The sequence below is a fragment of the Microbacterium sp. EST19A genome, assembly GCF_019969685.1.
GTDB lineage: Bacteria > Actinomycetota > Actinomycetes > Actinomycetales > Microbacteriaceae > Microbacterium.
This window is the reverse complement of record NZ_JAHXYZ010000006.1, coordinates 89859-102440: the sequence shown is the minus strand read 5'-3', so window position 1 is coordinate 102440 and position 12582 is coordinate 89859. Positions and strand designations below refer to the sequence as shown.

Here is a 12582-nt window from a genome sequence, read left to right as displayed (position 1 = left end):
TTGCACTCTAGCGCGGATTCACGTCGAGCCACAACTAGGCCGTCGGGTGGTCGAGCGCTCCGGAGGCATGCTCGGCGAAAGCCGCCGCAGCCGCCTCAGGGTCCCCGTCGACGAGAGCCGCAATGAGGTCGCTGTGCCAGGAAACCACCCGACTCCTATCCCCGAGATACCCCGGATCGCCAATCGCTCGCTGACTCACCAGCATCGGCTCGAGGGTGTCCCACAGCCGCGCTAGCACAGCTCGGCCGGTGGACGTGATCACACTGCGGTGGAATTCGACGTCCAACGCGCGGAACGCCGCGCGGTCGTCGGAGTCGATGGCTCGCTGCATCTGTGCGACGACGGATCGCAATCGTTCGATGTCGGACGAAGTCGCCTCGCTCGCCGCGATCCGGGCAGCTTCCCGTTCGATGGATGCCCGCATGGTGCGGGCGATCGCGAACTCTTCCTGTGAGATATCCGTCACATAGCTTCCGTGGCGCGGCACGGACTCGACGAGCCCCGCGTGGACAAGGCGCTTCACGGCCTCGCGCACGGGCGCTTGGCTGATCCCCTGCTGGCGAGCGATCTCCGACTCGACGACCCGGGTGCCCGGGGCACGGCTGCCGTCAAGAATGGAGGCCAGGATGATCTCGTACACCTGGTCGGACAGCAGCCCTCTGCTGATCATCGTGTCGGGCATTTCATGCTCCTCGATCGTTCGCGGTCCTGTCACACTAGCGATAGTCGATAGAGAGGGAGCGATGGGCACGGTCATTGAGGGATATCGGACACGGCTCCGGCCAGGCGCCGCCGCGGCGTACGTTCGGGTCCACGCACAGATCCCTTCGCCGTTGCACACTGCTCTGACCGACAGCGGGATGGTTTCGTGGCGAATCTGGATCGACGGCGATACCTTGTTCCACGTCATCGAGACCCGTGATGGCAGGGAGCTCATGATCGACAGAATGATTGCCCGCGGCCCGGTTGATCCGCAGTGGGATGCCGTCATCGAAGGACTCGTCGACGACGCGCCGGAAAGTACGTCGCCACTCGCACTCGTCTGGGATTCGACAACCGACTGAGATTCGAAGCCCGGCGCCGCGGCGGAGCCTGCGATTGCTCATTGACGCCGCCCCTCGGACGTGCTTTCATTTCGATCGACGATAATCGCCTATCGATTGGACTGATCAATGAAGATCCGGAGAGTTATCGCGATCGCGGCTGTCAGCGCGATCGCGGTCGGCGGGTGTGCGGGAATATTGACGCCGCCTGCGGCGAGCGCGAGCGTGCTCGGCCGCACCCTGTACGTTGCCAAGACCGGCGACGACAGCCACAGCGGCTCCTCGTCTTCGCCCTACCTCACCATTCAGCACTGCGCCGAGGTCGCCCGCCCCGGCGACACCTGTGTGATCGCGGAAGGCACGTATCGCGAGACGGTCACCCCTGGGCGCAGCGGTACCGCGTTGCTCCCGATCACCTTCCAAGCGGCGAGCGGCGCTCATGTGGTCATCGACGGATCAGATCAGATCACTGGCTGGGAACAGGTCGACGCGGCGGACCTGGCGGATCTCATCGGAGCGGACCCGGGACTCTCGGACTCCGAGTTCGCGGCATCCGTGACCGCCGGAACCGTCTATCGCGTGGACGCGGAGCTGCCGACCTCGCTCCCTGGGCAGCAGATCTTCATCGATGATTCGATGGCCCCGGAGGCGGCATGGCCACATGCAGGGGACGATCCCGCACACGCTGCGAAGTCGCATGCCGATTGGGGCACTCAGACGCAACTCGGCGACGACGCTCTCTCACAGCCCGAAGGGTATTGGGTGGGCGCACGCCTGCTGTCGCACAACTGGTTCGTGAGCGAGACAGGTCGTGTGACGTCGTCGGCTCCGGGCTCCGTCACCGTCGACGGACTGCCCAGTTGTGTCGGGCTGAGCCCGAACACGACCAACTACTACGCCCTCTCCGGCAAGCTCGCGCTGCTCGGACGAGACCGCGAATGGCATTACGACGACCAGGCGGACGCGCTCTATGTGCGCATTCCGGACGGCGATCCCGAAGCAGTACGCATCGAGGCGAAGCAGCGGGAGTTCGGCTTCGACCTGTCGGGCCGGTCGTACGTCAACGTGATCGGGGTGGGGCTGAAGGGCACCAGCATCCTCACGTCAGCGTCGACGACGCATGTCACGCTCGACGGGGTGTCCGTCCGTTACGTGTCCGAATACGCCGACCTCGGCATCGACCCGAACACGGTCACCCCCTCCGATCCGTGCGATGTGCTCACGGCCGGTGAGACGACCAGCGGCATCCAACTCCATGGCTCCGACAATGTGCTCCGCAACTCCTCGATCGCTTACAGCGCGGGCAACGGCGTCGTGGTGACCGGCGAGCGGAACACCGTCCTCAACAACGTCATCACCGACACCGACTACATGGGCAGCTATGCCGCTGGCGTCAACCTGCTGGGAACGGACAACTCGGTGATGCACAACACGATCACCGGCACGGGCCGCAGCAGCATCAACATCGACAACAAGGTCGCCGGTTACGATGCCTCCGGACACCGCATCGGCTACAACGACCTGAGCCACTACGGCAAGCTCGTACACGACGTCGGAGCGGTCTACGTGTGCTGCCGCGTGGACCTCGGCGACACCCTCATCGATCACAACACCATGCGCGACGCCGCTCCCGTCTCCACGGTCGCCCCCGCGCCGGGCGTCTACCTGGATCTCGAGACGATCAACGGCGTCGTGGCCGACAACGTCACGTGGAACCGGACGACCTACGGGGTCGTCCTCATCAATCCGAACGGTGGTCATGCCTCGGGAACCAAGGTGATCAACAACACCAGCGGGACCGATCGCAAGGCTTTGAGTCTCTTCGGCGGCACGTACGAGGACATCGAGGTTACAAACAATCTCGGTGACGTGGACAGCGCGACCGGCGTGACGCTTGCAGGCAATGTGCCCAACGACAACGCGGCCTTCACGAATCCCGCGACGCACGACTTCACCGTCGGCGAAAACTCGCCTGCCCGAAACGCCGCGACGACGCGCCCGCCCTACAGCGACGGATCGGTCGATGCGGCGCCTACTGCCGGCGCGTACCAGTACGGTGCTCCGACGTGGCGTTCCGGCGCGACTCTGACCGGTTCGAACATCGAGGCGGAGTCATTCTCCGCGAGCTCGGGCACGTCGACACGCCCCGGCGCGAGCGGAACCGTGGTCGGCAGCTTCGATGGCGGCGACTGGGTCTCCTATGCCGGTGTCGACTTTGGCGACGGACGCGACCTTGTCCGCATGACGGTCGCCACCGATGATCCGTACGAGAATCAGGAGTTCGAGATTCGCATCGACGCTGCGGATGGTCCGGTCATCGGTCAGTTCCGAGTCGACTCGACCGCGGGGTTCGACAAGTTCTCCGAGCAGTTCGCGAGCATCTCCCCCACTTCCGGAATTCATGACGTCTTCGTCAAGGCGATCGGATGGGCCGGCGTCGGCGATCTGGATTCGCTGGCGTTCCTCACCACCGGCACCCATCTGGAGGCGGAGTCGGCGTTTCTGAAAGTGGGAACGTCGACAGCAGCGGGCGGCACGGGCACCGTCGTCACCGGGATAGATCGCGCGAATGTGCTGGTCTTCCGCGACGTCGACTTCGGGGCGGGGCGTTCAGAGTTCCTGGCATCGATCGCGTCGGACGCGACCGGGGCGAAGTACGCAGTGCGGCTCGATTCGTTGTTGGGGACCAAGATCGGCACGTTGAGCGCGGATTCAACCGGATCCACCTCCCGATTCGAGACGCGCTCCACGAACATCGCGGCGACCGCCGGTGTGCATGACGTCTACCTGATCCCTTCGGGCGGCCGGAAGCTTGGCGCCCTCGACTGGGTCGCAATGCGCTAGAAGCGCGATCGGCTCAGGCTCGCGTCGACGCTAGCCTCGTAACGTTAAGAGCCGTGCGCGCCCTGACCGCTAGGCCAAGGGCGCGCACGGCTCGGTCGCGTCGGGCGTCAGACGGCCCGGCGGTGAAGGCGTTCCTCGAGCTCCTCCGGCGTGACGAACGTCAGCATGGGTTCGCCGGGGACGCCGAACATCGTGACCACGAATCGGGTGACGGCGTCGTCGAGGTTATTGCCGTCCTGGTAATGGATCACGTCGCCGCCCGGCTCCCAGAAGGTCTCACCCGCGCGAACGACCCGCGCCGGCGCACCCTCGAGCTCGAAGACCATCTCTCCCTCGATGACGTAACCGAAAGCGGGGCCACTGTGGCGGTGCGGGCGCGTTCCCGGACCGCCTGCAGGAACCTCTACGAGGATCGTCATGGCTTCCGCCGGATCCGGGATATTGGCTCCCTCCACGGAGGCGAGCGTCGTGATGACAGACTCCTTGGAGCTGTCGATGGTGGCATTCTCTTCAGTCATTTTTCCACTTCTCTCGTGATTTTTTCGGATATGCAGGTCAACGTGCGAGCCACTCGTCGAGGCTTGTCTCGGCAATTCGGTGGCGCAGGGCGGGGTCGTTCCCAGGAGTCAGGGACTGGTCGTTCACATTCCCGCCGAAGTAGCCGATGGCCGGGTCTTCGACGATCGCGCGTGTGTCGCCGGCATGCGCGAGCACGCGGCGGCCCAACTCGACGATCGGCAGCGCCTCGGGTCCCGCCAATTCCCACGTGCTGTTCGTGGGCAGCTTCGTGGCGACCTCCGCGAGGACATCGGACACGTCGGACGCGGCGATGGGCTGCATGAGCACCGGCGACAGCCGTACCGTCGTCTCGTCCGCAGTTCCTTCCGCGATACCGGCGAGGAATTCGAAGAACTGAGTCGCCCGCACGATCGTGTATGGGGTGTCGCTGGCTTTGACGATCGACTCCTGGGCGACCTTCGCACGCATGTATCCAATGTCCGGCATGCGGTCAGCACCGACGATGGACAGAACTACGTGATGACCAACGTTCGCGCGCTGGGCCTCCTGAGCGATCGTGCGGGTGGACCTTTGGAAGAAATCCATCACCGGCTCATCTTCGAAAGAAGGCGAGTTCGGGATGTCCACGACGACATCGGCACCGGCGAATGCTGCACGGACTCCCGCCCCCGTCAGCGTGTCCACTCCCGTCGAGGGAGACGCGGCGACGACATCGTGGCCCGCGTCACTCAGGACTTCGGCGAGCCGTGTGCCGATCAGCCCGGTTCCTCCGACAATGACGATTCTCATAGTTTTCCCTTCGCGATATGCCAGCGCAGCCTGGCGGCCGCTCGCTGGACCTTCACTATGAGAGACCGGGCAGACGAGAGGAATGTGAGGTGGCCCCCGGAGTCGCGTCGAGAGCGGCGTAACCGTCCCCAAAAGGTGACCGACCAGCGCGGGGACAAGAGGCCCGCACCCCGCAGATCCGGATCTCGCGACGTCCAAAGAGCAACCCTTAGGCTCTCCGGGCGATGACATCCCGCCTGAAGTGGTGAACCCGTGTCATGCGCCCGGACTGGAAACATTTGAAGTCTTCTTGACCTCGGTAGTCGCGTGTGCCACCGCGACATGCGCCTCACCATCCCCGGCAAACGGCGCCCCGTTCGAACGCAACCTTGCTGATGAAAGCATGCACGTATCGCTGCAGTGCTGGACATGCGTGACCAAGGAGCGCGAAGCAAACGCAGAACACCTCACAGAACCGACGTCCCAGGCATTCCTCAGCGTTGGTGTCGGGCTCTGGTCCTTTCGATGCGCAGGATTCTCCGAAGGCCTATCGGGCAGGAGGTCGCGCAGCACCGGAGACATCAGCGATTCTCGACCTCCCGAGCATCAAGCACGGGTCCGTCGACCATGAGCGATCCATACTGTGACACGCATCTTATGGACTCTGGGCGCGCGCACGCACAGCTGGCAGAAGCGCTCGCGCACCCGGGTTCGAGGGAAATCAAGATGGAACGGGCCAACTCAATCCAGAGATCCAGCGGTCCACCGACCCAGGATCAATCACCATCATAAGTGTCGCTTTATCTGGGCTTTTTTTCAGTCGACCTTCGCTTCATTCGCCACCCAACCAGACCCCACTCACGCGGGCTCCGTTGCGGCGGAAACATAAGCGCGTCGTCCGGACCGCCGGCAAGTTGGAGAGCACTCAGCTAAGCCTGACCTAGCTAGTGACCACCCACACGCTCTGTTTCACTGGCGTCACGCCCCAGCCAGAACCGGAGACCAAAATGAGAACTCCAGACCCGAATCTCGCGCCCGCGCCGGTCGAAGCGAACGAAAATCCCGCCATCCGCGGAAAAAAGCTAATAGGTCTGATATCGCTATTGACAGCCAGCTTCATGCTGGCCGTCGACTTCTCTATCCTTAGCGTGGCACTGCCATCAATCGGCGTAGAGTTCGATATCAGTCCCGGAAACTTGCAGTGGATCATCACAGCTTTCGCGTTGGCCTCGACGGGGTTCACTCTATTTTTTGCTCGAGTGGCTGATATTTGGGGGCGCCGCAAACTATTTCTTTTTGGAATCGGATTGCTTGGGCTAGCCTCTTTCGCAGGGGGAATCGCCCCAGACTTCACGTCTCTGATCGCAGCGCGATCGCTGCAGGGATTGGCCACCGCGGCGGCGGTGCCGACGGCGCTCGCACTGATAACCACCAGCTTCCCCGAGGGACCAGCACGCGCACGGGCGCTAAGCCTAAATGCGGCCCTTATGGCAGCGGGCTTCACCACGGGTGCAATCCTGAGCGGAGTCATCACCGATGCAGTGGGTTGGCGATGGACGTTCTTCGTAAATGTGCCAATCGCGGCTGTCGTGCTATTGCTCGTCCCGCTATCAATCGCCGAATCCCGTGGCACCCGCAATCAGCGGCTCGACTTCTGGGGAGCCGTCACAATCACTCTTTCACTGACTGCCCTTGTCTACGGCACAGCAAACTCAGTCAATCAGGGATGGGGAACGTTGACGAGCGGCGCCATGGTTGCCTGCGGTGTCGCGGGATTCATCGCCTTCTTCTTCATCGAACGACGTTCAGCAAGCCCTCTCCTTCCCAGTCGACTGATGTCTAAACGTGCCACAGCAATCCCGAACTTGGCAGGTATTCTCGCGTTCCTGACGGAGACGTCGCTCGTGTTCTTGCTCACGATTCAGCTACAAGACGTCCTAAATTTGTCACCACTGCAAACCGGATTCTGTTTTGGATTCCTCGGGCTCGGCACCGTCATCGGAGGCACCTTCGGCGGAAGAATTGTCGGGCGAATCGGCGCAGGTCGCGCAATTACGTTCGGTTTCACCCTTCAAGGACTCTGTGTGCTGCTTTTGATCTTCACAACCGCCAGTATCACGCTGCTCGGCCTCACGCTCGCCCTTCTGGTCGTACAGGGTGCGGCCAGTCTTATCGCGACGGTTGGATTCGTTGTAGCCGCGACGAGTGAAATCGAGGAAGAACTGCAGGGCGCAGCGACTGGACTTGTCACAGTAAGCCAGCAAGTGGGAATTGCGATCGGCACGCCTGTCCTGGCCACGATCTTCGCTTTCGCTGCCGATGGCGGCTCGACGACCCACGCCATCGCGGGTGCGTTTATCACCTCCATAATCGCGAATGCGGTATTTTGTTTTGTTGGAGCCATCCTCGGTCTGACAATCTCCAAAATACGTCCTGTTAGAAGCGTCCCACTTGAGTGAATCGGGTCGGGAAAGAGCAGCGGCGTTGACCCTCCCGTCCGAAATAGACTGCGTCATCGCGGCGACTCAATCCGAGCTTATGACGCCACGGAAAGCGATACCACAAGAATGAGGATATTCTCACCTTCGACGCCGACGGACGTAATGCGTGCATTGGACGTTGTCCATATGACCCACAGCACGCTCTCCGTGAGAGGTGGCGGTCATAGCCTCGCTGGTCACACCTTCGCTCCATCTGGGGTTCTATTAAAGACTGCGAGGATGAGTACCGTCTCGGTATTACCAGGCGCCGAACCGCTGGTCCGAATCGGTTCAGGTGCTACGTGGGGAATGGTTGCTCACGAACTCGCGCCCCATGGGCTGGCGATCTCGTCGGGAGACACCGCAAGTGTCGGCGTTGCCGGGCTTACATTAGCCGGCGGAATCGGACGGATGGCCCGGCATCAGGGACTCGCGATCGACAGCCTTGTCAGCGCGCAAGTCGTGACGGCGCAGGGAGACACAGTTGAGGCCAGTGAGCACTCCCATCCAGAGCTATTCTGGGCAATACGAGGGGGTGGCGGTAACTTTGGTGTACTTACTCAGTTGACGTTCAGGCCGCGTCGGATCAAGAACATCTTATACGGAGATATTGAATACGAACCGGTGGATGTTGCGGGCCTTGTGGCACGCTGGGCCGACGAAGTAAGAGGCAGCGACGATCGCCTCACGACCGTTCTCACCGTGTCCGTGAATTCCTCCAGGACGTCGAGCAGCGTGAACGTGCGTTGGTGTTACGCAAGCGATGATGAGGGTGCTGCAAGATCGGCCACCGACAGGCTACGAAGGCTCACGTCGTTGCGAAAAGAAGCCGTGAAGATTGCCCCGTACTCCGATGTCCTAGAAGACGTCTCCAATTTTCGCGCTGATCACATGGCGATGCGGAATGCTTTCGTGCCAATCTTGAACGATCGCGTCATTTCGAGAGCTTTGGAATTTGTTGCAACCTCAGCACCCTGCGTTATATCTTTCCGCGGACTTGGTGGTGCTATCGCACAGGTTCCGGAGACCGACACCGCTTACGCGCACCGCACGGCTGAGACGCTTATCGCGGTTACAAAGAACGCCTCGGAGGATGACGCGGATGCTGTGTTCTCAGCCTCTGCCGACCAGATATGGGCGGGCATCTCATCGCGGAGCGACGGTGCGTACGTCGGGTTCCTGGATGGGGCGACGCAAGATGAAATCAAACAAGCGTACCCCGAGGCTACTCTTCGACGCCTTTCGGCCGTCAAGCGTCTTTACGACCCTACAAACATCTTTCGCAACAATCACAACGTCCTCCCATTCCCAGAACCACTGTCGTACGCACCATTGGGTCGCTCTCGTCGCTGCGGAACGACGTGACGCGTCATCTCCGGATACCGTTCACTGGCTCCGAAGCGCCGAAATCGCAACCGGTCTTCGCGGCCTCAGGGGGCACGAGGGATGCTGATGTTCCGGGTCTCACTCACGGTTCTGAATAGCTTGGAATCGTCTTGCGTGCCACACGAGGTGGCCGTGAGACCGCACATAGCCGTGCACACGCATTCACCCGCGGTCACCTCGAGCAAACCGATCAAGTCTTCGTCGCGCTTGGGGTGTTTGGGCGGTCCCCATTGGACGACTCAACCCCGTGTGAACCGGATCGGTTGGCCGCTTGTTGACAGGCACCGGCCGATCTTCAGGCCCCTCGACCAGTCGCGCACGCTGCAGGTCAGGATGCACAGCCTGCAGGCCACTGGCCGTTCACTATGAGAGTCCATGCGGAGGAGAAGGATGTGAGGTCGGTCGCGGAGCCACTAGTTCGGGAGGGGCGTCATCGTCCTCGGAAGAAGCCCGTCGAGCACGAGCACAAGGTAGCGACGCCACAGCTCCGGCTCGTCGGACGCCAAAGGAGCAGCCGTTTGATAGATGCCGCTGAGGAGAAGCGCAACGTCTCTGCCGGTCAAGTCCGGACGAACCACACCGGCCCCGACGGCACGCAATGTCAGCTGGTCGACGAGCTCGTGCAAACGTTCAACGGCTCGTCGAATCCGCGCCTCGTTTCTCTCCGCGCCTGCGACAATCTCGCAGAACGCCCTGTCCGCCGCCTGGAGGGCGATCGCATCCGTCATGAAGTCGTGTAGGGCCTGCGCAGGGTCCCGGTTCTGCAACAAGGCGCGACCCCGAGCATGGAGTCCTTCGAGAGCTTCGCTCACAACCTCCGCAACGAGCAGCTCCTTCGACGCGAAGTGCCGGAACACCGTGCCCTTTCCTACGCCGGCGCGTTGTGCGATCTCGGCCACCGAGACGTCGACGCCTCCGCGGGCCAGCAGCACGCGAGCAGCTGCGATCACTGCTTCCCTGTTGCGCTGCGCGTCCTGCCGCTGCGCGCCCACGACCTCGCCCGTCTTCGTCTCATAGCCAGTTTGACTCATCGCCCCAGCATATCCGGACTGACCGGTCCGTATATGCTGAGATTAAACGGACCTATTGGTCCGTTTAAGTGGAACGAGCTGAAGGAGAAGGAAATGACCGATAGAAGAGACCTGCCTGCGCTCTTGAACGGCAAGGTGGCGCTGGTCACCGGCGCATCCTCAGGCATCGGCGAAGCGATAGCGCTCTCACTGTCCGCTGCCGGAGCCCGCGTGGCCATCGGAGCTCGACGGGGGGATCGGCTGAGGGAACTTGCTGACCGCGCGGACGGCGAGATCCTTCCGCTAACGATGGATGTCGGAGACCAATCGTCCGTGCGACACGCTGTCGCAGCGACCGTGGAGCGATTCGGCCGACTTGACGTGCTTGTCAACGGCGCCGGGGTCATGCTGACCGGGATGGTCCAAGGCGCCGACACGGCAGAATGGGACGCGATGATCCGCACCAATCTGCTCGGCACTATGTATGTAACCCATGCGGCGTTGCCTCATCTTCTGCTGAGCAAGGGTACGGTCGTGCAGGTCTCCTCGACCGCGGCCAGGGTGTCCTCTGCAGGAAGCGCGGTGTATGCGGCTTCGAAGTTCGGCGTCGCAGCATTCTCCGAGGCGTTGCGTCAGGAGGTGACCGCGCAGGGTGTTCGGGTCGTCGTCGTGGCACCCGGGTTCACGGACACCGAGCTCGTGAGTCACATCACAGACCAGACAACCCGCGAGATGGCCGCCCAGATGAAAACTCGCCTCCGACTCCTGCAGCCGGCAGACATCGCATCAGCAGTCATGTATGCCGTGACCCAGCCTGAGCACGTGTCGGTAAACGAAATCCTCATTCGTCCGACCGACCAGGCTCAATAGCCGCACCGTAGATTGGTCAGCCCGAGGGGCGGAGGGCAGTATCAACGGCCTCCGCCCTCCTCGTGGACCGAATTGGGTGGCCGCTCGTCGACAGGCACCGGCCCGTCTTCAGGTCCCACTTCCAGTCGTGCATGCTGCACGTGAGGACGCCGTCCTCGTCGACCTTGCCGGTCTTCGTGAGGTCGGCCCGCAGGTGCGGGCAGCGGCGCTGCACGAGCCAGTCGCCGATCTCGGCATCCTCCGTCTGGTCCGTCTGCTCCTGATACCAGTTCTCGACATACTCGATGCGGTCGACCGACAGGCACTTGAGGAACGTGGTGAGGAACTCGTTGAACTTGCCGCTGCGGCCCACCTGGAACTGCATCGACAGGAAGATCGAGTTCGACCAGTCGATCTCGTGATCGCGGATATTCGTGGACACGAGATCGGCCGGGATCGTGTACCAGTAGATGCACTCCTCCCCCGCGTATTCGCGGACCTTCGCGCGCGGGAAATCGACGACCATGTCGAGCTCGCCGATCTGGAACCGCACGCATCCCCCGACGCCGAGACGGATCGTGCGCGACTTCTTCAGCAGCGGCTCCCACCACTCCTTCAGCGTCTCCAGCATCTCGGCCGGCGGGATGATCTCCGCACGGGAGGCCTCCTCGTCACGGATCTCCTGCTGCCGGCTCGCCCGCTGCGACTCGAGGTAGTCCCACTTCTCGTCGAAGATGTGCGCGATCTCGGCCTCGGTGTACAGGGACTGCTCGGTGCTCACCGACGCACCCTCGACCGTCACGACGGTGCCCGGCACGAACAGGTGCCCGTCGTACTGCGGCGCGAGTTCCTTCATATGCGCGAGGAACTGCTTCTGATCCGTGAAGATCGCCTCGCCGTTCTTCCCGAAGCCGTTGAAGTCGAACAGGTCGTCACGCAGGAACATCGGCGGCCCAGCGAAAGGGAAGACATGCGGGGCATCGACCTTCTCCACGTAGTACATCGCGCGCTTGTTCTGCGCGTCGCGCTTGAGCTTCGCGAAGTTCTGCTTGGCGTCAAGCGGCAGATCGTAAACCATCGGCCACCAGATCGCACCGGACACCTGCGTGAAGTAAGCATCGGGCTTACCGAAGCTCAGCAACGCCTCGAGATCGAGCGGATGGGAATCGTTCTGATTCAGCACCGACGCGGTGCCGTCATCGAGGCTCAGCGAAGAGTCGCCGATCGGACCGTCGCTCGGCGCGCGCAGCGGCGTGATCATGATCTTGAGATCGCCGCGTTCGATGACCTCTCCCGCCGGCGCGTACGTGATGTTCGTGTAGCCGAGGGCACGGATGTCCTTCTCGAGATCGTCGATCGGGTACTCCGGCAGCAGCACCTCGATGTCCTTGCGGATGTAGCGCTCGAGGAGCCTCGGATCGAAATGATCCTGGTGCCGATGCGAGATGTAGAGGAAGTCCGCCTCCTGGCCGAACCGCTCCCAATCCAGGCCGCGATTGTCGGGGAACGGGAACCAGGAACCGAAGTAAGACGGCCCCACAACGGGGTCGCAGATGATGTTCCCACCCACCGTCTCGATGAACATCCCGGCATGGCCAAGCCCTGTGATCCGCACTGCATTCCTCTCGAAAGTGAACCGTAAGAGTCTACCGAGGGGTTAGCCTGCACCATCCCGTCCGGCGC

General features: G+C 62.3%; 10 protein-coding genes. 5 read left to right on the top strand and 5 right to left on the bottom strand.

Going from position 1 to position 12582, the window contains the following annotated elements; genetic code table 11:
- Positions 1-34: 34 nt before the first annotated feature.
- A complete protein-coding gene (locus tag LC452_RS21650; protein WP_223628986.1) occupies positions 35-682 on the bottom strand; it encodes a GntR family transcriptional regulator in 648 nt (215 codons plus the stop codon).
- 61 nt (positions 683-743) lie between these two features.
- Here LC452_RS21650 and LC452_RS21645 point away from each other — a divergent pair, with 61 nt between their 5' ends.
- Both LC452_RS21645 and LC452_RS21640 read left to right on the top strand, forming a co-directional pair.
- The gene (locus LC452_RS21645; RefSeq protein WP_223628985.1) at positions 744-1064 is read left to right on the top strand and encodes an L-rhamnose mutarotase; all 321 of its coding nucleotides are present in this window, start codon (positions 744-746) and stop codon (positions 1062-1064) included.
- Between the two features lie 108 nt (positions 1065-1172).
- A complete protein-coding gene (locus tag LC452_RS21640; RefSeq protein ID WP_223628984.1) occupies positions 1173-3887 on the top strand; it encodes a carbohydrate-binding protein in 2715 nt (904 codons plus the stop codon).
- Positions 3888-3994: 107 nt separating this feature from the next.
- Here the strand turns inward: LC452_RS21640 and LC452_RS21635 are convergent, their stop codons facing one another.
- Complete coding sequence (locus LC452_RS21635) at positions 3995-4405, bottom strand: cupin domain-containing protein (protein WP_223628983.1); 411 nt, start codon at positions 4403-4405, stop codon at positions 3995-3997.
- A gap of 37 nt (positions 4406-4442) precedes the next feature.
- Complete coding sequence (locus LC452_RS21630; protein WP_223629011.1) at positions 4443-5195, bottom strand: SDR family oxidoreductase; 753 nt, start codon at positions 5193-5195, stop codon at positions 4443-4445.
- Between the two features lie 926 nt (positions 5196-6121).
- On the opposite strand from LC452_RS21630, the gene LC452_RS21625 reads away from it, so the two are divergent.
- Together LC452_RS21625 and LC452_RS21620 are read left to right on the top strand one after the other, a co-directional pair.
- Positions 6122-7633 carry an MFS transporter gene (locus LC452_RS21625; RefSeq protein ID WP_223628982.1) on the top strand — a complete coding sequence of 504 codons (1512 nt, stop codon included), beginning with the start codon at positions 6122-6124 and terminating at the stop codon, positions 7631-7633.
- 108 nt (positions 7634-7741) lie between these two features.
- A complete protein-coding gene (locus tag LC452_RS21620; RefSeq protein WP_223628980.1) occupies positions 7742-9019 on the top strand; it encodes an FAD-binding oxidoreductase in 1278 nt (425 codons plus the stop codon).
- A gap of 434 nt (positions 9020-9453) precedes the next feature.
- Here the strand turns inward: LC452_RS21620 and LC452_RS21615 are convergent, their stop codons facing one another.
- Positions 9454-10071, bottom strand: a complete 618-nt coding sequence (locus LC452_RS21615) for a TetR/AcrR family transcriptional regulator (RefSeq protein WP_223628979.1) — start codon at positions 10069-10071, stop codon at positions 9454-9456.
- Positions 10072-10164: 93 nt separating this feature from the next.
- Here LC452_RS21615 and LC452_RS21610 point away from each other — a divergent pair, with 93 nt between their 5' ends.
- Positions 10165-10920 (top strand): SDR family NAD(P)-dependent oxidoreductase, encoded by a 756-nt coding sequence (locus LC452_RS21610; protein ID WP_223628977.1) that lies wholly within the window; start codon positions 10165-10167, stop codon positions 10918-10920.
- Between the two features lie 16 nt (positions 10921-10936).
- Here LC452_RS21610 and LC452_RS21605 read toward each other — a convergent pair whose 3' ends face one another.
- The gene (locus LC452_RS21605) at positions 10937-12514 is read right to left on the bottom strand and encodes a Rieske 2Fe-2S domain-containing protein (protein WP_223628976.1); all 1578 of its coding nucleotides are present in this window, start codon (positions 12512-12514) and stop codon (positions 10937-10939) included.
- Positions 12515-12582: the final 68 nt, after the last annotated feature.